The sequence below is a fragment of the Vibrio sp. Isolate32 genome, assembly GCF_022397955.1.
Classification (GTDB): domain Bacteria; phylum Pseudomonadota; class Gammaproteobacteria; order Enterobacterales; family Vibrionaceae; genus Vibrio.
On record NZ_JAKEUQ010000032.1, the window covers coordinates 1 to 21,314 of the forward strand.

The window sequence follows — 21,314 nt, forward strand, 5'->3', positions numbered from 1 at the left end:
ATTCCCCACCCACTGCTGCCTCCCGTAGGAGTCTGGACCGTGTCTCAGTTCCAGTGTGGCTGATCATCCTCTCAGACCAGCTAGGGATCGTCGCCTTGGTGAGCCATTACCTCACCAACTAGCTAATCCCACCTAGGCATATCTTGACGCGAGAGGCCCGAAGGTCCCCCTCTTTGGCCCGTAGGCRTTATGCGGTATTAGCCATCGTTTCCAATGGTTATCCCCCACATCAAGGCAATTTCCTAGGCATTACTCACCCGTCCGCCGCTCGACGCCGTTATCGTCCCCCGAAGGTTCAGATAACTCGTTTCCGCTCGACTTGCATGTGTTAGGCCTGCCGCCAGCGTTCAATCTGAGCCATGATCAAACTCTTCAATTTAAGATTTTGTCGACTCAACGAATACTGACTTCAAAACTACAAAAAGTAATTCTAAAGCTATTATCATTCCAACAGAATGATAATGAATTGACTGTGCCAAATAACCCCTCTCCATTAAGAAAGTAATTATTCGTATTGGTCACTCAGTTCATTGAAATCATTTTGATTCCGAAGAATCTGTTTTATCTAACGATAAAACATTTTGATATTCATCAACGAGTGCCCACACAGATTGATAGGTTTAAATTATTAAAGAGCTTTTCCTTTTTGAGCTTCGCTCAAATCGGACGGCCATTTTAGCGATTTAAGTTTTAGTGTCAACCACTTTTTCCTGCTAATTTTTTTAAGCATCTTAAATGCTTATTTGCCGTTTCGTTGCTTACTTCAAACCGCTTGGTTATCCCTGACAACGGAGGCGCATTATAGAGAGAATAATCTTGTGCACAAGGCTTAAAACGAAAAAAAGCCGCCACTGGCGACCGTTCGAATAGTATTTATACAAAGCGTTCGAAATCGGTACGATTTCGCCAAAATTTAGCGAATCGTACCGATTGTTTCTGCCCCAATTACTGGTGAGCAATAATTCTGTCGTTGTTAACTAGTAGCTGCACTTTTTTATCCGGGTGTATTTTCCCAGCAAGTATCGCCTTCGCTAATGGGTTCTCGATACTTTGTTGAATCGCTCGTTTCAGAGGTCTTGCTCCGTATACTGGATCAAAGCCAACTTGAGAAATTAGCTTCAGCGCTTTTTCCGATACCTCAAGTTCATATCCATTCTCCTCCATTCGCTTGCTCAAATGTTGAAGTTGAATAGAAGCAATTGATTGAATGTGCTCTTGACCTAATGGATGGAACACTACGCTTTCATCAACACGGTTCAAAAACTCTGGTCGGAAATGTTTACCTACCACTTCCATCACTTCATTTTTGATGCCTTGGTAATCAAGCGTATTGAAGTTTTCTTGGATTCGCGAAGAGCCCAAGTTCGATGTCATGATCACTACCGTATTTCTGAAGTCGACTGTACGACCTTGTCCGTCGGTTAGGCGCCCATCATCAAGAACCTGAAGTAAAATATTGAAAACATCTGGGTGCGCTTTCTCAATTTCATCTAACAAGATTACTGAATATGGTTTGCGACGCACTGCTTCAGTTAAGTAACCACCTTCCTCATAACCAACATAGCCAGGAGGTGCGCCAACTAAACGAGCAACAGAGTGCTTCTCCATAAATTCAGACATGTCGATACGTACCATTGCATCATCACTATCAAACATGAAATTAGCGAGCGTTTTACAAAGCTCCGTTTTACCTACCCCTGTAGGACCAAGGAATAGGAAAGAACCAATTGGCTTATTCGGATCCGATAAACCAGCTCGGCTACGACGAATCGCATTCGAAACCACTTCTACCGCTTCGCCTTGGCCAATAACGCGCTTATGCAGAACACCTTCCATCTTTAGAAGCTTCTCTTTTTCCGCTTCTAACATTTTGGAAACCGGAATCCCCGTTTGCTTTGATAGAACATCGGCAATTTCTGCGTCAGTAACCTTATTACGTAATAAAGTCATCTCTTGCATTTCAGCTTGAGTCGCAAGGTCTAGTTGTTTCTCCAACTCTGGGATACGACCATATTGCAGTTCAGACATTCGATTTAGATCACCAGCACGTCTTGCAAAATCCATATCCATACGCGCTTGTTCTAGCTCTGATTTGATATGTTGCGTGCCAGACAATGCTGCTTTCTCGGCGTTCCACACTTCTTCGAGTTCAGCAAAGTCACGTTCTTTATCTGAAAGTTCCGCTTGTAAGGTGCGAAGACGCTTTTCACTGGCTTCATCGTTTTCGTTGGTCAACGCTTGCTGCTCGATCTTAAGCTGAATGATCTTACGCTCGAGTTTATCCAGAGATTCAGGTTTTGAATCAATCTGCATACGGATACTCGACGCAGCTTCATCGATCAAGTCGATAGCTTTATCTGGCAATTGTCGATCAGAAACGTATCGATGAGATAGCGTTGCTGCTGCGACAATAGCAGGGTCGGTAATTTCTACATGATGATGAAGTTCATAGCGCTCTTTTAAGCCACGTAGAATCGCCACCGTGTCTTCAACCGTTGGTTCATCGACCAGCACTTTTTGGAAGCGGCGCTCTAACGCTGGGTCTTTCTCTATATATTGACGGTATTCATCAAGAGTCGTTGCGCCAACGCAGTGGAGTTCACCACGAGCCAATGCTGGTTTCAGCATGTTACCCGCATCCATAGAGCCTTCACCTTTACCCGCACCAACCATGGTATGAATTTCATCGATGAACAGAATGATATTACCCTCTTCTTTAGACAATTCATTGAGAACTGACTTCAAACGCTCTTCAAACTCACCACGGTATTTAGCACCAGCCACCAAAGCGCCCATGTCTAATGAAAGTACGCGTCGGCCTCTTAAACCTTCCGGCACTTCATTATTAATAATGCGCTGAGCTAAGCCTTCAACGATAGCTGTTTTACCAACACCAGGTTCACCGATAATGACTGGGTTGTTCTTAGTACGACGCTGAAGTACTTGGATAGTGCGACGGATTTCGTCATCTCGACCGATAACAGGATCGAGCTTGCCTTGTTCTGCTCTTTCAGTCAGATCAATAGTGAACTTCTCTAATGCTTGGCGTCGGTCTTCGGCATTTGGGTCATCAATTTTTTGACCGCCACGAACCTGCTCGATAGCTTGAGATAACTTTTGCTCAGTAAGACCTAGCTCTTTAAGCAGGTTACCTAAAGGACCTTTATCTTCGATTGCGGCAAGTAGGAAGACTTCCGAAGAAATGTATGTGTCTTGGCGCTTTTGTGCGACCTTGTCACATAGATTGAACAAAGTACCCATTGCATTCGAAAGCTGAACATCACCACCGATACCACTTACTTTAGGTACACGGTCTAATATTTCGCTTAGCTTTGAACGCAACTGAACCACATCAATATTCAACATGGTAAGCAATGGACGAATCGCACTACCATCTTGATTTAATAGCGACACCATTAGGTGTACAGGCTCTATATATTGGTGATCACGACCTAATGCGAGCGACTGAGCATCAGATATCGCAATTTGAAATTTACTAGTGAATCGATCGAGACGCATGCCAACCTTCCTACTCTTAGATATGTTTATCTTATGGTTAGAAGATGGATACGGTAACGCGGATTTTCAAGGGATAAGAATAAAGAATAGAGTTTATATAAAAATATAATTGCGCTAGATAAAAGCGGACACTTACCAAACGTTACTCTAGCCAAATAAAGGTAGCCTGACGGCCAGTCGCGCCATCTCGACGATAAGAATAGAAAGCATCAGGATCGGCAAAAGTACAAAGGTTCGAATCCGTCACTTGCGAAACACCCACGTTAGCAAGTCGTTGTGTAGCAAGTTGAGACATGTTCGCTAACCATTTGCCCGGTTCAGTTTTCGCTTGGAATGCGAGCTTGGCTTGAGGGTCAAAACCAACGAAAGCTTCCAACACATCATCACCCACCTCAAAGGCTTGTTTGCCAATCGCAGGGCCTAGCCAAGCAATGATCTGGTTGTCAGAGCTGATATTGGTAAACTTTGCGACTGCATTTTCAAGAATACCACCAGCAAGACCACGCCATCCAGCATGAACCGCAGCAACTTGAGTGCCTTTAGTATCAGTAAGAATCACTGGTAAACAATCCGCCGTCATCGCGGAACAAACCACCCTACTAGCAGTGGTGAAAGCTCCATCAGCATCGAGAACATTAGATGTTGGCTCTAAAACCGTAACCACATCAGTAGAATGTGTTTGGTTTAGCCATACCGGTACTGCAGGCATGTTAGCGTGTTGCGTAAGCCATATTCGGTTACGTTCAACCAGTGAAGCATCATCCCCAACATGCATACCGAGGTTTAGCCCTTGATATGCATCAGCAGAAAAACCACCTACACGTGTCGACGCAAAAGCCTTCACGTTACTTGGTGCGTTCCACTTAGGGATGATCATCGACATAATTAAATATCTTCTTCTAGGTTATCGCGAGCATCAACGCGCAGAGCTTCAGCCATCACAACCATGTCATTTGGCACAGGTGCGTGGAACTCCACTTCTTCGCCCGTAATTGGGTGAACAAATTTAAGCATAACCGCATGTAGTGCTTGACGGTCAAAAGCACGAATCATCTTCGTTAGTTCTTCTGATGCGCCTTTTGGAATACGTGCACGACCTCCGTATGCAATATCACCTAACAGTGGATGCTGAAGGTAAGACATGTGTACACGGATTTGGTGGGTACGACCCGTTTCTAGACGTAGACGAATACGTGTGTGTTCACGGAAGTGTTCAGCAACGCGGTAGTGAGTTACCGCCGGCTTACCCGTTTCATTCACAGCCATCAAAGTACGTTTGGTTGCGTGGCGGCTAATGCCTTTTTCTACCATGCCACCAGCGGTCATTTTGCCGATTGCAATCGCTTCGTATTCACGAGTAATGCGACGCTTAGCCAATGCACGTACAAGACGAGTCTGTGCTGGTACTGTTTTAGCAACAACCATAAGACCTGTTGTGTCTTTATCGAGACGGTGAACAATACCTGCACGAGGTACTTCAGCGATTTGTGGGTAGTGGTGCAGTAACGCGTTTAGCACCGTTCCATCCGGCGTACCTGCTCCTGGGTGAACAACAAAATCACGTGGCTTGTTAATAACCAATAGATGTTCATCTTCAAAGACAATGTCTAGAGGAATGTCTTGTGCTTCCCAGCGCTCTTCATCTTCAAGTTCAGCTTGTAAGATGATCTCTTCTCCGCCCATAACCTTAACGCGTGGCTTAGTAATAACTTCGCCATCCACTTGGACTTTGCCGTCAAGAAGCCACTCTTTAATACGAGAGCGGGAAAAATCGGTAAATAGTTCAGCGACAGCTTGGTCTAAACGTTGACCTAACTGGCTGCTTTTTACTGTGTCTGTTAATGTGATCTGCTGAGCCATATCGAACTTTTTTAAAAACCGTGAGACTAATACCCATTAGTATGGATAAAATAGAATAATTGCATCATTGTATCTGTTACTGGTTAGAAAGTAACGGAAGCTTACGAAATATTTAATTCAAGGAATCGACGCCTGACATGAAACACCTTACTTTAGCGGGTCTATTAGCCGTATCACTCTTGGCTGGTTGTTCAAGTACCGAAGAGATAGTGCCAGATGTACCGCCATCGGTTCTCTATTCTGAGGCGCAAGAATCGCTGCAAAGTGGTAGCTGGCTTTCTGCCATTGAAAAGCTAGAAGCCCTAGACTCTCGTTACCCTTTCGGCGCCTATTCTGAACAAGTACAGCTAGACCTGATTTACGCTTACTACAAAAATGATGACCTAGCGCTTGGCCTAGCGACCATTTCACGTTTCTTGCGTTTAAACCCAACTCACGAAAAACAAGACTGGGTTCTTTACATGCGCGGCTTAACGCACATGGCACAAGACAGAAACTTTATGCACGATATTTTTAATATCGACCGAAGTGACCGAGACCCTGAGCCGGTGAAACTCGCTTTTGCTGACTTCAAGCGACTACTCGAACGTTTCCCTAGTAGCCCTTACGCTGAAGATTCACAAAAACGCATGTTCTCACTTAAGAATCGCCTAGCCGACTATGATTTAGCAACTGCGGATTTCTACCTACGTCGCGAAGCGTGGGTTGCAGCGATAAACAGGACGCAAGAATTGCAAAAGACTTACCCAGATACCATCGCTGCTCGTAAATCTCTAGAAATTCAGCTAGAAGCTTATAAACAACTAGGCCTAAATGATGCTGTGTTAAGAACCGAAAAGTTGATTGAGTTAAACCCACTACCTTAATCAACTTCTTACATCTCAATCCAAAAATCGCGCTAGTTTACGTTTACTAGCGCGTTTTTTGACCATATATCGCAAGCTTGATGAATCGCACAATACATGGTGTCTTTAATAAATAACTTTTAACAAAACATCAACGCCGAGTGTGGATGTGAGTAGGTTGTTATTATTTATCTGGATATCGCTATTTAGCCAATTATCCTACGCATTAGACGTGTCCCCATTAAGCAACAATCCTTACATGGGAGACTGGATGTGCTCAAAACCATAGGAACGGTAGAGTGCTAGTTTCTGCCGTTCTTGGTTTCTATTACATCGAGGATGGTAAGCCAAAAGGCATCGTGTCAGAAATGCTCTACCACTTTGAAAAAAGCCTTCGTAAGCCCCCCTACCTCAATGTTCAAATCATCCCCGTACAACGAGATGATCTACTTATCTCTTTAGAGTCTGGCTATGGTGATGTCGCTGTCGCTAACCTAACGATCACCGATAAGCGATTAAAGACGGTAAAGAGCTCATTATTACAGGCAAGAATTCAGAACCGATCACCGAGATCAAGCAACTCAGTGGTAAGGAAGTATGGATTCGGGCCAGCTCTAGTTACTTCGAAAGCGTGCAAAGGGTCAATAAAGAACTCAACGAACTGGGTTTATCTCCACGGCATGTCCACTTCATCGAAGAGTCACTGCAAGACTATGAACTGATCGAACTCGTTAACAAAGGCTATATTCAAGGTACGATTCTGGACAGCCTCAAAGCGAAACTCTGGATCGATGTGATGAAAAACATTCAAGTCCATCACGACTTACCTTTACGCGAAAATGGTCAAATAACGTGGGCGTTAAGAAAACACAACCCTCAGCTAAAAAAGAGATTAACAAATACGTCAGACCGCTCGAACAGGCACGCTGCTTGGGAACGTTAATCTATAAAAAACACATCGATAATACTCGTTGATTAGGTTGTGCACTCAACCCTAACAAAGTCGACCGGTCACCTACGTTGCCAATATCAATCACTACTTCGTCATATATAAACAGCTAGAGGCAATCAGTGCTATTAGAGAACGGCACGGCGAGGTTACTCAAAACAAATGATTAGAGCGACTTTAAACTTGAATCAGCTGAGTAAAGTAAAAACACAAAAGCCGCATAAGCAAAGTTATGCGGCTTTTGTTTATCTAATTCTGAGGGAGCTTACCTAGCGATATGTGTCATATGATCTAGATCACATAATACTTTTGGACAAATATCCATCAAGCACTTTCTGTAAGCTGTAGAACGCCCCTAAAAACTGATTTAATTTTTAGCGAAGCCTTGCCTCCAACTTATCGTTTTTCATAAGGATAACAAGCATTTTTCGCCAAAAAGATATCAAGACTTGCGTAAGATCACATTTGATTTTAATGCTCATTCCACCCAATCAAAACAAGATCTAGATCACATTATTAATTCCCAAAAGTCGTAATCTGAAGTTAACCCATGAGGGATACAACAGAGGAAAACTTCTATGAAAATGAACATCACTGGTAAAAACATCGATATTACCTCTGCAATCCGTGATCACATAGAAAGCAAATTTAAAAAGCTGGATAAATGGCAAGTAGACATCATTGGTTGCCAAGCGAGCTTTAGTGAAGAACCAAACAAGAAGAAGAAATTTGAAGCGGTAATCACTGTACCAAAAGGGCAACTTGTAGCTTCATCAATCCATGACGACCTCTACGTTGCTATCAACGAAGTAGAACAAAAACTAGAACGTCAACTCAACAAGCTACGCCATAAACCAGAAGCGCGCCGCGCTGAAAAGCCTGAAGTCGAAGAGCTAGAAGCTGAGGTAGAATAAGGAAATATAACAGATTAAAAAATAGCGCCTCAGGGCGCTATTTTTTTGCTTGACGCTCGTAGCTAGCTTGCTTATTGTGTTTAAACATTCATAAAATAATCACTTTTTATGCACACTCAATCTTTGTTTATTTTTGACTTCTTTTTTCTTCCGTAAATCGGAGGCTAAGTCGTTTTAGAAAAACAAGTCAAAAACGAACAAGAAGCCTCCCAAACTAGGGAGGCTTTTTTATAAGGAAGGACACATTTATGACTGAACACTCAATTTCACTGGATGATATCCGCCTTCGTCTTAATGATTTAGATGACGAACTACTGAAGCTACTTTCAGAACGTCGCAAGCTAAGCATCGACGTTGCTAAAAGCAAGGTAGAGACATCAAAGCCAGTTCGTGATGCAGTAAGAGAACAACAACTGTTAGTTAAGCTGATTAACAACGGTAAAGACAAATACGAATTGGATGCTCAGTACATTACTAAGCTGTTTCACACCATCATTGAAGATTCAGTTCTACTGCAACAGTCATACTTACAAAACCTCGCAAATCCACAAAGCCGTAAGCCTTTGGCTCGTGTGGCATTCTTGGGTTCTAAAGGCTCTTATTCACACCTTGCAAGCCGCGAGTATTTCAGCCGCAAGAATATGGAGTTGATTGAGCTAAACTGTAACCATTTCAAAGAGGTTACCTCAACAGTAGAGTCTGGACATGCAGATTACGGTGTATTGCCGATAGAGAACACCAGCTCAGGTTCTATTAACGAAGTGTACGACCTGCTTCAACACACGACGCTTTATATCGTTGGTGAGCTATCTCAACCAATTGAGCACTGCCTAGTTGCTAAGAATGATATCCGTTTAGAAGACATCAAAACCCTCTATTCGCACCCACAACCTCATCAGCAATGCAGTGAGTTCTTGAGCCGGCTTAAAGATGTCACCCTTGAGTCTTGTGCCAGCACAGCTGACGCAATGAAGAAGGTGAAAGACCTGGACGGTGATGATGTCGCAGCGATTGGTAACGCATCGAGCGGCAAGCTTTACGGGCTTCAGCCAATCCAAGGTAACATTGCAAACCAAACAGAGAACCACACGCGTTTCATCGTGGTAGCACGCAAGCCAGTTGAAGTATCAACGCAAATCCCAGCGAAAACGACACTAATTATGTCGACTTCACAAGAGGCTGGTTCATTAGTAGAGACACTACTGATTCTGCAACGCTTAGGTATCAATATGACTAAGCTAGAGTCTCGTCCGATTATGGGTAACCCTTGGGAAGAGATGTTCTATGTGGACTTAGAAGCACACCTAGACTCGGATAATATGCAGCAAGCGATCACAGAGTTGACGGCCATTACTCGCCACCTCAAAGTGCTAGGCTGTTACCCAAGCGAAAACATCAAAGCGACTCAGGTTAAGCTGTCATAGCCGAGAACGAATAACGCTTTCAGCTAACATAAGTATTTGGCCTATAGTAGGCCAAATACTAAAATCACCATTGAGTACACATATCATTTAGAAACAACACTCTCTCCGGCATTTCCTAGCCTCCAATCACTGGTTTATCGTTCTACACCACCTCCCCTCTAAGTAGCCCTACGCTTTTCTAATAGAAAACCCATTAGTGACTTTTTTATCAACAAAGACAAAACCTTACCGCCTTCACAGGAAAACACCGTACAACGTGTAATTAATAGCGAGCTCACTCCAAGTAACTTAAACTTACGCGCTCAAATTTATAAACCATGTTGTGAATAGCCATGAAGCTAAATACGAAAATATTACTTCTGATTGCCCCCGTAATACTGATCAGTACTGCGGCTTCCAGCTATATCATCTACTCAACTCAAAAAAACAGCTTCATCAAACGCGAAGATAACGCTCTACAATTAAGCATGGAAAAGCTGGCCGGACACTTTCGTCAGTCACGTTCTTTTCTTAATAGCTATTCTTACGCGCTCACTAAAAGTGACATGATTAAACGCTTCTTCTTGGCTGAAGAGAACCCTAGCCAAGAGCTCGCACTCATCGATGACCTGCACGAAACCGTCAAGTTGTTGCAAGATGGCGACGACAGCTTTACCGGACTCGCTCTCCTAAACAGTGATCGCACTGTCAACTATTACGCCGAAAACAGCCGAGATCCCTTTGCAGAGATGGATCCTAAAGTCTTAGAGTTCGTTGAACATCAATACCAAGAAAAACGAACAACTTCGGGTAATGACTACATCCAAAACTCACAAGGTGAAGGTGTGCTTGTTCACTATGAAGTACTCGATAAAAAGAGCGTTTCAGCACCGATAAGTGAACAACTCAACGATGTGTTTTTTCTCGTAGTATCTGTTTCTCTCGATAAGTTTAATTCACTACGAAAACAGATAGAGTTTGACTATCAAACTAGCCTTTTCTTTACCGATGAGCCGATATCCCTCGGGAATGGCTTAACTCAATCAGTAAAGCTTGGGCCTGAGTTTTACGCAACACTCGACCCTGCTCATTTTTTGTTGGACAACAAACTCAAATCCATCTGGAATGAGCTCAGCGTGTCGTTTGCTCTATCTGCTTTTGTCAGTATGGGCTTATTACTCATGCTTTTATCTCGCTGTGTGATCAATCCAATCACACGTTTGGATAAGCAGCTGCAACAGGTCGAAAAAAAGCAAAGAAAGAACATTGAGCGCTTAGGTACTAATGACGAATTAGGCCGCTTGTCACAACGTTTTTATGACATGTACCAAGAGCTTGATAACACCTACCAACAAACCAAAGTGTTGGCAGAGAATGACCAGCTGACCCAGCTCCCCAACCGACTGCAATTTCAGTCGTTTGTTCAGCAATCTCTTCCAGCCCCTGACTCGAAAACCAATACCTGGGTGCTCTATCTCGACTTAGACAACTTCAAGTTTGTGAACGATAAATACGGACACCAAATTGGGGACTCAATTCTAGTCTCCTTTGCTAAGCGCATCACAGAGCTCTGCTCTCTATATCAAGAGGGCGACAAGGCTCACTGCATGCCTGCACGCTTATCGGGCGATGAATTCGTTATCTATATCAATGCCCCCGCGAATGCCGATAATATTGCGCATCAGTTCTCTGAAAAGTTACTCGCTCCGCTACAAAAAGGGTTTATCACCGACTCAGGAAGCTTTCCAATTACAGTGAGTATTGGTATCGCGACCTATCCAAATGATGGGCATACCATCGAAAAGCTACTCTCAAACGCTGATACCGCCATGTACCAAGCGAAACATGCTGGTAAGAATCAGTTCGCGGATTACTCGTTAGACTTGGATAAAACCATTCAACGTCAAGCCAATATTGAGCGAGCTCTGAGAGATAAGAACTTTGATGAAGAGTTTAAACTCGTTTACATGCCATATATGAACGCTGAAGGAAACCAAGTAATTGGAGTAGAAGTTCTGCTGCGTTGGGAATCAGAACAACTTGGTACGGTTGCTCCCAATGAGTTTATTCCTATTGCTGAGCAAACAGGGCTGTTCGAACTTGTCGATCGCTGGGTTATCGAGAATGCCTTCGCTTCTTTCCATCAACTTCAGGCTCAATTTGATCACTCGATTCAGCTTTCCATCAACCTATCTTCTGCAGGGATAGAGACTACGCACCTAGCGGGTTTCATTGAACAACACGCAAAGATTAATGGTATTCCGCCAAGCTTAATTGATTTTGAGATCACCGAGACCTTCTATTCAAATTCACACGGTTTTCCGCTACTCAACGAACTCGCTCGAATGGGCTACCGATTAGCTATTGATGATTTTGGTTCGGGCTACACATCCATCACTCAATTGGTTGAGTACCCGACGCAAAAAATCAAATTGGATAAAGGTTTCTTGGAAGCCTTGATCGAAACAGACAATCAGAACATAGTTAAGCCTGTGATCGGACTGTGTCACGCGCAAGGCAAAACCGTGACTGCTGAAGGTATCGAAACCAAAGAGATGCACCAATGGCTACAAGACGCGCATTGCGACATGCTGCAAGGTTTCTACTTTGGTAAGCCTATGCCTCTCAATGAGCTAAGCGACTGGTATCACGAACACCAACAGCGATTCGAGCACTAACAGAACGATTAACACGTACCAACTGAATCAACCGACTATAAGAATCGAACACATGAAATCTGTCATCATCGCCTCACTAAATCCCGCTAAGATCAATGCTGTCAAAAGTGCTTTTGTCTCTGCGTTTCCCAACACCGAGTTTGAGTTCAAGGGGTTAAATGTGCCAAGTGGTGTTGCCGATCAGCCTATGAGTAATGATGAAACTTATCAAGGTGCAGTGAACCGTGTACACAATGCGACACAACAGCAACCTAATGCGGATTTCTATGTCGGGTTAGAAGCGGGAATCGAAGGCGGTGTCACCTTTGCTTGGATGGTGATTGAGTCAGATGGTCAACGTGGAGAGTCTCGCTCGGCAAGCCTGATGCTGCCACCAGCCGTTCTTGAGAAGCTAGAACACGCTAACGAACTCGGGGATGTGATGGATGAAGTATTTGGTACTGACAATATCAAGCAAAAAGGTGGAGCGATTGGTTTACTGACACATAACCAGCTTTCACGTAGCTCGGTCTATCATCAAGCGTTAATCTTAGCGCTGATCCCATTTGTGAATCCTGAACATTTCCCAGCTTAACCAATAAATGCTTCTCAAGCTCTCTAGCAGCTCGATTGCAAGCTCTAGAAACTAAAAAACGCTAACTATCAGTTAGCGTTTTTTTCAATTCTCGCTCTCACTATTCAGTGATAGCTTAAGCCCAGTATTACTTAAGCAGCAGATCGGCAATAACCGCTTTCTCTTGTTCTGATTTTGCCTTGAGCTCATTCGAACCTCTGGTGATGGTTGCCACGCCGACTCCCAGCATTTGGCTTACTTGTCTTTGAGACATTTCACCTTTCATTAGCTCACAAAAAATATTAATTCGAGCAACCAGAGCATCTCGCTCATCAGGCGTCATCATCATGGTCAACAACAGTTCATGCTGATCTTTCTCAACCGCGGTCTTAACTAAATCCATGAGTTGTTGCCAGTTATCATATTCAGGTTGTGATGCCATATCTCTACACTTACTTTTAAATTTAGACTTTAAAGAGTCGCTTATCGATTGAAAGCGTTTACCACTTTATACCGAAATACTGGATGTGATCCAATGTAAAAAGGCTGTAAGCGGAAATGGTTCGCACTCAGTACCTTCGATTGTCACTCAGTTTCAGGCCTTATCGGCCTCTAGTATTTAGTTTTCACCTCATGGGGAGCCAAAAACTCGCCCTGCTCACCCAAGATGTCTCGGTAGTAAGTCTCAAACATCAAGATGTTCTGAACGTAACCGCGTGTCTCTTTGAATGGAATCATCTCAATAAAAGCGTAGGCATCAAGCTTTTCATCACTGCGAGAGCGCCACTGCTTCACACGGCTCGGACCTGCATTGTAGGCAGCAAAAGCAAAGATACGGTTGTTGTCATATTGAGAGAGCAAGCCATCTAAGTAGTGGCTGCCAATTTCGATATTCTTGCCGACATCGTAAAGGTCATCGCTACCCTTGTACTTAATCTTGTGCGTGTTCGCCGTGTATTGCGCTGTCTTTGGCATAATTTGCATGACACCACGTGCACCAACAGGAGAACGAGCTTTTGAGTCCATCGCGCTCTCTTGTCTCGCTAGAGACATCAAGGTGATTGGGTCAATATCATGCTTGTCTGCGTAGAAGTTAAACCACCACTTATGAGCAATAGGGAAACGTAGCGCAATGTTATCCCACATCTTCGCAGAGATACTTGCTGTTACGGTAAAGTGATTCCATCGCTGTGTCGCAGCATGGGCGGCAAGCATCGCTTTTTGCTCTTTATCTGCATTAGTTAATAACCAGCGCCATTCACTTTTGGCTGCGGCAATTTTATCGCGAGCGATCAGTTCATCGATACGAATCAATGAAGTACTAAAAGGCTTCACTGTTTCTGGATTGTATTTCAATGTAGAGGTTGAATATTGAATCGGTTTATCTAACTGCTTTGCCGCCGCAACACTGTAGAAATTACGCTGACCTAAAATATCAGACAGACGTTGGTTACCCTTTTCAGTATCACCTGTTGCTATTTCAGCCCTGCCTAACCAGTATTGCCAACGCAATGACGCTTGGTGCTTGTCGTCCAAGCGGGCAATCCACTCTTTCAATCCAGCCCAATCTGCATGCTGAATAGCCAAACGGGCACGACGTTCGAGTAAGACTTGTTTCGACGAACTCAATAACATCTCGTCTCGCCACTCCATCAACTCTTCAGAATCGGTATTGATTAAACGGAAAGTCAGGTAATCAGCGAGCTCTTGAGATTTCTCTTCAGAAAATTTCTGGGCCTTGATGACCTCATCGAATACTTCTTGAGCACTGCTAGCCGATTTTCTCGCTAGCTTTTCAAAAGCAAACTCCGTTTGAGCTTGATAAAACTCATTAGCTGGATGCTTCTTGGCGAATGTGAGCACATCTTCAGGCTTGTTGTATAACGCCTTCATCTGCTTAGCTTGAGTAATTGACTCATCATGATCCAATTGCTTGATCAGATAGGTCATCAGCTTGCCGTTACGCCCCTCAAACGCTAACAGCATTCGCTCTAAAATCAGCTCATCGGTTCTTAAGCCAGCTTGGTCCCAACTCTTAAATAGCGGGTCGCAAGCGTCATCAACACCATCGCCGCTCAACCAAAGCTGCTTCGCCCCTTTAAAAGCCAGCTCCTGATTGCCTTGCTCATAGTTCGCTCGGTAATAGATGCATTGGTACTTTTCACCCACCGGCTCTTTGGTCTGAAATTCAAGGATGGTTTGCCACTGTTTTCTAGAAGCTAGCGCATCTAAATATGGTGCTCGCATACGATTAGAAAATGGCAGGGCTTTGTTCTCTTCAATAAACGCATCCACTTCAGCCGGAGTGCGGTCACCTAAGCCAATAAGAAAAGCACGATAATCGGTGTAAGGTGTTAGAGGGTATGTTTGAATTTTGCTGCGCAGTGCTGAATAAGCTTTTAGATCACGGCTCTCTAAAACCTCTTGCGCTCTATCATAAACACCACGCTGCATTTCTAGCTCTGAGGTATTGCTAGCCATAGCCACTGGAGCTAGTGAAAATGAAGACAAGATTACCGATGCAGCCACAGCAACCTTCGTATTACCAATTCGGAAAAACATTCGCTCTTTCCTTAGTGCGTGTATGAATACGTGAAATCTATTTACGCCCGACATCACATAAAATGTAAAGGAATTGAGTGTAAATATTATTAATATTTAACACTTCATCTAAGGAGCATATTAAATATAGTTTTAATAACCAATGTGACAATAGTAAGTAAGGATTCGTTCAAGAATGGCTTTTCTTTCCTAGGAGTAACATCTTTAGGGATATTGGTATAAAATAGCTAACAATTTTGAACAATAATTAGGATCGATCGGCAATGGCTGAATACGTATATACCATGTCTCGGGTGAGCAAAACTGTTCCACCTAAGCGTCAAATTCTTAAAGACATTTCTCTTAGCTTTTTTCCTGGCGCTAAAATCGGTGTTTTGGGTCTAAATGGTTCAGGTAAATCTACCCTACTACGTATCATGGCTGGTATTGATACTGATATCGATGGCGAAGCTCGTGCGCAACAAGGCCTTAACGTAGGTTACCTACCTCAAGAGCCAGTACTAGACGAATCAAAAACGGTTCGCGAAATCGTAGAAGAAGCGGTTTCTGATGTTGCTGACGCACTTAAACGTATCGACGCAGTTTACGCGGCTTATGCTGAACCAGATGCAGATTTCGATGCACTAGCAAAAGAGCAAGGCGAACTAGAAGCACTTATCCAAGCAAAAGACGGTCACAACCTAGAAGCAGCTCTAGAGCGCGCTGCAGACGCACTCCGTCTTCCTGAGTGGGACGCTAAGATTGAACACCTTTCTGGTGGTGAGCGTCGTCGTGTTGCTATCTGTCGTCTACTTCTAGAGAAGCCAGACATGCTGCTTCTTGATGAACCAACGAACCACCTGGATGCAGAATCAGTTGCATGGCTTGAGCACTTCCTAGTGGACTACAGCGGTACTGTTGTGGCAATTACCCACGACCGTTACTTCCTAGATAACGCTGCTGGTTGGATTCTAGAACTTGACCGTGGTGAAGGTATCCCATGGCAAGGTAACTACACGTCTTGGCTAGAGCAAAAAGATGAGCGTCTAAAGCAAGAGAAAGCTGGCGAAAGCGCACGTCAAAAGACCATCGAGAAAGAACTTGAGTGGGTTCGTCAAAACCCTAAAGGTCGTCAAGCTAAGTCTAAAGCTCGTATGGCTCGTTTTGAAGAACTGACGACTGGCCAATACCAGAAGCGTAACGAAACCAACGAACTGTTCATCCCACCAGGTGAGCGCCTAGGTGACAAAGTTCTTGAAGTTAAGAACCTAACTAAGTCATACGGTGACCGCGTTCTTATTGATGACCTATCGTTCAGCATGCCTAAGGGTGCAATCGTGGGTATCGTAGGTGCCAACGGTGCGGGTAAATCAACACTATTCAAGATGCTAAGCGGCTCAGAGCAACCAGACTCAGGTACGGTTGAATTGGGCGAAACAGTTAAGCTTGCTTCTGTTGATCAGTTCCGTGACAGCATGGACGACACTAAGACCGTATTCCAAGAGATCTCTGAAGGCGCTGATATCATTAAGATCAACAACTTCGAAATCCCAGCACGTGCATACTGCTCTCGTTTCAACTTCAAAGGCAACGACCAACAGAAGATCATCGGTGAGCTTTCTGGTGGTGAACGTAACCGTGTTCACTTAGCTAAGCTACTAAAAGCGGGCGGTAACGTACTGCTGCTCGATGAGCCGACCAACGACCTAGACGTTGAAACGCTACGTGCTCTTGAAGAAGCACTGCTTGAGTTCCCTGGCTGTGCAATGGTTATCTCGCACGACCGTTGGTTCCTAGACCGTATTGCGACCCATATCTTAGACTACCGTGATGAAGGTCAAGTTAACTTCTACGAAGGTAACTATACTGAGTACACAGAGTGGCTGAAGAAGACTCTGGGCGCACAAGCGGCAGAACCACACCGCATCAAGTACAAACGTATTGCTAAGTAAATAAGCTTGTATTTTGAACAAAGGCCGCGATAATAGCGGCCTTTGATATATCTGGCTTACGTATTACGTATCGATATAGAGAGAATACTTATGATTGAAAGACGTCAATTTTCACGAGTTATTTATCAAGTTCCGACAGAAATCTCACAAGAACACGTAAATGCATCAGGCTCAGTGCAAGACTTGTCTCTCCATGGTTTACTCATTAAATGCGATGAACTACAAAAATTCAGCCAAGATACCCCTGTTCACGTTAGCTTTAAACTGGCCAACAGCGATATCAATATTCAGTTAGAGGCAACTATAGTCTCTACCATCAATACCTCAATGCGTTTACGCATAGAGCATTTAGATATTGATAGTATCAGCCACCTTAAGCGCCTTGTTGAGCTTAACGTTGGTGACGATGAACTGCTTTATAGAGAGATTGAACACCTTACCGACTTAGGCAAGGAATAATATCTCCATTACCCTTTTTCTATTAGAAGCATTTAGTTAATACAGAACCATGTCTAAAACAGTGTCCATTACTATTCCCTCAAGTCAGGGGGAACAGACGTTTTACTTCGGTCGAAAAGCCGTACTCTTATGCATGACCTCCCTGCTCTCAGTACCGATACTGATCGGTGGCGCTACCTACATGCACCTTGAGAGTAAAAACAAGCTGGCTGCACAAGCCGGTGATGCACAAGAGTTAATTGAAACTCTAATTGTTGAAAAAGAGCAGACCGAGTTTTTATACGCGGAACAGGTTGAAACCAACCACAACCTATCTCAAGCATTAACTGAGAAAGAAGGTACGATTCAGCTACTCGGTAAGCGTGTATTCGATGTAGAGTCTGTTCTTGGCCTGGCTGATGAAGAGTTATACACCGATGAGGTTTCACTAGAAGACCGCATTGATGCTGCAGCCGTCGATTCTGCGGTTAGAGCAACCATGTTCCGCCTAATTCCTAATGATAGCCCGATGGCTTATCAACGTATCTCGTCTTCCTACGGTCGCCGTACTAACCCAATAACAGGCAAACGCCACAACCATACTGGTATCGATTTAACCTGTAAACGCGGTGAAGATATCTTAGCTCCTGCAGATGGCGTGATTGAAACTGTTCGTCCAAGCAAGAAAGGCTTCGGTAACTTTATCACTATGCGCCATTCCTTCGGCTTCATGAGCTCTTACGCGCATCTGCAAAAATTCAAAGTTCGCAGCGGTCAGTTTGTAAGTAAAGGTGATGTGATTGCGAGCTGTGGTAACTCAGGTAACTCAACCGGCCCACACCTGCATTATGAAGTGCGCTTCCTTGGTCGCTCATTGAACCCTCAATACTTAATGGACTGGACACCTGAAAACTTCAATTATGTGTTTGAGAAAGAGAAAAAGGTGAAGTGGGGCCCACTCGTTCAACTGATAGATAACGTGGTTCGTTTGCAGATCAACCTAACCAACGTACCTTACATCAGCGCTACTATCGATACGGTATCAAGCGAAGATAACCGAGTATCGAACGAGAATAACCAAGAGCCTATCGCAACTAACTAGGGCGTATTCGTTTGGCCCATGATGATCCAAAAGCATTTTATCTACTATAGGCCAAATGCATTACGAGCATTCAATGCAAACAAAAAGAGCGACCAAACGGTCGCTCTTTTTTATATTGTTAAACAACAATTAGCCACGATGAATCGAGTCATGTGCTTGTTTTAACAGGCTTTGACTCTCTTGCAAGAATTGCTGTGAGTAGTCACCAAACCAATCACTCACCTGGTTAAAACTCTCAACGAACTTGGCTTTATCTTTTCCGTCTAAGATCTCGAGTGCTCCACCAAAGCAACTGTGGAAGCGTCGAATCATCTCAATGTTCTCATCTGAAGAGAGGATGATATCACCGTACAAGTTCGGGTCTTGAGCAAACAGACGGCCAACCATCGCAATCTCTAGACGGTAGATTGGAGAGCTCAGTTTCAGAAGTTGATCGATGTTCGGGTTCTCTTTGCTTAGGTGTAGGCCGTAAGCAAAAGAGGTAAAGTGGCGAAGCGCTTGAATCAGAGTCATGCCGTGGTCATGATCAGCAGCATCCATCTGACATAGGCTAGCACCCCAGATACCAAATTGATCCAGTAGCCATTGGTAGCTTTCAGAACCACGCCCATCACTGTAAACAATCACCTGTTTCGCTAGGCTTGATACATCAGGGCCAAACATAGGGTGAAGACCAACAACAGGGCCATGGTGCATGTTCATCATTGCTTGCAGCGGCTTTGATTTGATCGACGTTAAATCACAAAGAATACAATCGCTTGGCAGGTTACCAAGTTTTGCTATCACACCTTCCGTTAAGTGAATGGGAACGGTTACGACCACAAGGCCTACGTTGTCTAGGATTTCATCGGCTTTATCCCAATCTTGACTACCAAGGACTTTCACTTCATAGCCAGAAAGCTTAAACATACGGCCAAATAAGCCACCAAGCTGACCATTACCACCAACGATAACCACTGAACGCAATTCTGGGTTGAGACACTTAAAACCAGAGTCTTTTTCGCTGGCATAAGATTCACGCATAGTTCGACGCAAAATATCTTCGATGAGCTGTGGTGGAACCCCTATTTTTTCTGCTTCTTGACGACGAGACGCCAACATTGCCGCTTCACGCTCCGGCACATAAATAGGTAATCCGTGTTCACTTTTCACTTCACCCACTTTCTCAACAAGAGCAAGTCGCTGAGCCAGTAAATCCAGCATTTGTTTATCGACAGCATCAATTTGGTCGCGTAATTCGTTCAGTTCAACGGCCATTTTATTCCTTACTAATCTATAAACCCGTACCAACGCCGATTTCGTTAGCAACAGATTTTAAAATGCCCCATTAGATGAGGCACTTAACTTTAAAACTATGACTAACCTTTCAATCGGTTCTCTAAGAACGGGACTAGTTCCGTATGTGCATGTTTCAATAGTGCCTCAGTTGTGTCCCAATTGATACACGCGTCGGTAATTGAAACGCCGTATTTCATCTCATTGAGAGGTATATCAGAAGATTGGTTTCCTTCGTTGATATGGCTTTCAATCATAAGGCCGATGATCGACTTGTTACCTTCACGGATTTGGTGAATCACATCTTCAGCAACCAGAGGCTGACGACGGAAATCTTTGCGAGAGTTAGCATGGCTACAGTCAACCATCAGTGCCGCCTCTAAACCTGACTTACCAAGCTCTTGCTCACATTCGTGTACGGATACTGAATCGTAGTTCGTTTGCTTACCACCACGTAAAATAACGTGACCGTTTGGGTTACCTTGAGTGGTTAATAGTGCAACTTGACCTTCACGGCTGATACCCATGAAACGGTGACTAGAAGAAGCCGCCTGCATCGCATTGATTGCTGTGCCTAGGTTACCATCGGTACCATTCTTAAAGCCGATTGGCATTGAAAGACCACTTGCCATTTCACGGTGAGTTTGCGATTCCGTTGTACGTGCACCGATCGCCGCCCAGCTGAATGTATCTGCTAGGTATTGAGGGCTGATTGGGTCTAGTGCTTCTGTTGCCAGTGGAATTTCCATCTCAGCAAGTTCAACCAGTAGCTCACGACCTACATGCACACCATGTTCAATGTCGAACGTACCATCTAGATGAGGGTCGTTGATTAAACCTTTCCAACCCACTGTAGTGCGAGGCTTTTCAAAGTAAACACGCATAACAATATACAGTTGATCGCTAAGTTGCTCAGATAAAGCTTTTAGGCGTTTCGCGTACTCTTTTGCCGCTTCAACATCATGAATAGAACACGGGCCACATACAACCAACATGCGATGATCTTTCTTATGGATGATGTTTGCGATAGTTTGGCGAGACTCTTGAATGAAACGACGAGCATTATCACTCAAAGGCAGTTTTTCTTTTAACTCCTCAGGAGTAATCAGTACCTGTTCGTCGATAATATTGACATTGCTTAATTCACTTTTCTGCATAACATAACCTGTATATTTATTTTTACACCCAACGTTTACATTTGGATTAACAATCTTTAAAAACACAATAACAGCTACAAAAACGATTGCAAGTGTAAACAATAAAAAACAACTAATGTAAATTTAAA

The 21,314-nt window shown here is 43.9% G+C and carries 14 protein-coding genes, 1 rRNA gene, 2 pseudogenes and 1 other annotated feature; of the genes and pseudogenes, 9 read left to right on the top strand and 8 right to left on the bottom strand.

Features of this window, described 5'->3' with window-relative positions; all coding sequences use genetic code 11:
* The 4 genes from L1D11_RS19165 to rluD form a co-directional block, all read right to left on the bottom strand.
* Positions 1-379: ribosomal RNA gene (locus tag L1D11_RS19165) — 16S ribosomal RNA — on the bottom strand; the annotation flags it as partial.
* A 566-nt stretch (positions 380-945) separates the two neighbouring features.
* Positions 946-3,519: an ATP-dependent chaperone ClpB gene (gene clpB, locus L1D11_RS19170; protein WP_239833967.1), complete on the bottom strand. Its 2,574-nt coding sequence runs from the start codon at positions 3,517-3,519 to the stop codon at positions 946-948.
* 142 nt (positions 3,520-3,661) lie between these two features.
* On the bottom strand, positions 3,662-4,402 hold the full coding sequence (pgeF, locus tag L1D11_RS19175) for a peptidoglycan editing factor PgeF (protein ID WP_239833968.1): 741 nt from the start codon (positions 4,400-4,402) through the stop codon (positions 3,662-3,664).
* A 2-nt stretch (positions 4,403-4,404) separates the two neighbouring features.
* Positions 4,405-5,379 carry a 23S rRNA pseudouridine(1911/1915/1917) synthase RluD gene (gene rluD, locus L1D11_RS19180; RefSeq protein ID WP_004739484.1) on the bottom strand — a complete coding sequence of 325 codons (975 nt, stop codon included), beginning with the start codon at positions 5,377-5,379 and terminating at the stop codon, positions 4,405-4,407.
* A gap of 137 nt (positions 5,380-5,516) precedes the next feature.
* Here rluD and bamD point away from each other — a divergent pair, with 137 nt between their 5' ends.
* The 6 genes and pseudogenes from bamD (at position 5,517) to yjjX (ending at position 12,742) form a co-directional block, all read left to right on the top strand.
* Positions 5,517-6,245 carry an outer membrane protein assembly factor BamD gene (gene bamD / locus L1D11_RS19185; RefSeq protein WP_239833969.1) on the top strand — a complete coding sequence of 243 codons (729 nt, stop codon included), beginning with the start codon at positions 5,517-5,519 and terminating at the stop codon, positions 6,243-6,245.
* A 142-nt stretch (positions 6,246-6,387) separates the two neighbouring features.
* Positions 6,388-7,196 (top strand): annotated as a pseudogene (locus tag L1D11_RS19190) (transporter substrate-binding domain-containing protein); the annotation flags it as partial.
* A 555-nt stretch (positions 7,197-7,751) separates the two neighbouring features.
* The gene (raiA, locus tag L1D11_RS19195) at positions 7,752-8,087 is read left to right on the top strand and encodes a ribosome-associated translation inhibitor RaiA (protein WP_239833970.1); all 336 of its coding nucleotides are present in this window, start codon (positions 7,752-7,754) and stop codon (positions 8,085-8,087) included.
* 110 nt (positions 8,088-8,197) lie between these two features.
* Positions 8,198-8,319 (top strand) — a sequence feature (Phe leader region).
* A gap of 16 nt (positions 8,320-8,335) precedes the next feature.
* The gene (gene pheA / locus L1D11_RS19200; RefSeq protein ID WP_239833971.1) at positions 8,336-9,511 is read left to right on the top strand and encodes a prephenate dehydratase; all 1,176 of its coding nucleotides are present in this window, start codon (positions 8,336-8,338) and stop codon (positions 9,509-9,511) included.
* 332 nt (positions 9,512-9,843) lie between these two features.
* Positions 9,844-12,258: pseudogene (locus L1D11_RS19205) on the top strand (EAL domain-containing protein).
* A complete protein-coding gene (gene yjjX, locus L1D11_RS19210; protein WP_239833972.1) occupies positions 12,221-12,742 on the top strand; it encodes an inosine/xanthosine triphosphatase in 522 nt (173 codons plus the stop codon). Before L1D11_RS19205 ends, yjjX begins: the two are co-directional and overlap by 38 nt.
* A gap of 127 nt (positions 12,743-12,869) precedes the next feature.
* Here yjjX and trpR read toward each other — a convergent pair whose 3' ends face one another.
* Both trpR and sltY read right to left on the bottom strand, forming a co-directional pair.
* Complete coding sequence (gene trpR / locus L1D11_RS19215) at positions 12,870-13,163, bottom strand: trp operon repressor (protein ID WP_004739494.1); 294 nt, start codon at positions 13,161-13,163, stop codon at positions 12,870-12,872.
* A gap of 170 nt (positions 13,164-13,333) precedes the next feature.
* The gene (gene sltY / locus L1D11_RS19220; protein WP_239833973.1) at positions 13,334-15,283 is read right to left on the bottom strand and encodes a murein transglycosylase; all 1,950 of its coding nucleotides are present in this window, start codon (positions 15,281-15,283) and stop codon (positions 13,334-13,336) included.
* A gap of 263 nt (positions 15,284-15,546) precedes the next feature.
* Here sltY and ettA point away from each other — a divergent pair, with 263 nt between their 5' ends.
* The 3 genes from ettA (at position 15,547) to L1D11_RS19235 (ending at position 18,754) form a co-directional block, all read left to right on the top strand.
* Positions 15,547-17,214, top strand: a complete 1,668-nt coding sequence (ettA, locus tag L1D11_RS19225; RefSeq protein WP_239833443.1) for an energy-dependent translational throttle protein EttA — start codon at positions 15,547-15,549, stop codon at positions 17,212-17,214.
* Positions 17,215-17,304: 90 nt separating this feature from the next.
* The gene (locus L1D11_RS19230; protein ID WP_239833442.1) at positions 17,305-17,673 is read left to right on the top strand and encodes a PilZ domain-containing protein; all 369 of its coding nucleotides are present in this window, start codon (positions 17,305-17,307) and stop codon (positions 17,671-17,673) included.
* A gap of 49 nt (positions 17,674-17,722) precedes the next feature.
* Complete coding sequence (locus tag L1D11_RS19235) at positions 17,723-18,754, top strand: M23 family metallopeptidase (RefSeq protein WP_239833441.1); 1,032 nt, start codon at positions 17,723-17,725, stop codon at positions 18,752-18,754.
* A gap of 129 nt (positions 18,755-18,883) precedes the next feature.
* Here the strand turns inward: L1D11_RS19235 and tyrA are convergent, their stop codons facing one another.
* A complete protein-coding gene (gene tyrA / locus L1D11_RS19240; protein WP_239833440.1) occupies positions 18,884-20,011 on the bottom strand; it encodes a bifunctional chorismate mutase/prephenate dehydrogenase in 1,128 nt (375 codons plus the stop codon).
* A 101-nt stretch (positions 20,012-20,112) separates the two neighbouring features.
* Complete coding sequence (locus L1D11_RS19245; RefSeq protein WP_239833439.1) at positions 20,113-21,186, bottom strand: 3-deoxy-7-phosphoheptulonate synthase; 1,074 nt, start codon at positions 21,184-21,186, stop codon at positions 20,113-20,115.
* Between the last annotated feature and the right edge of the window lie 128 nt (positions 21,187-21,314).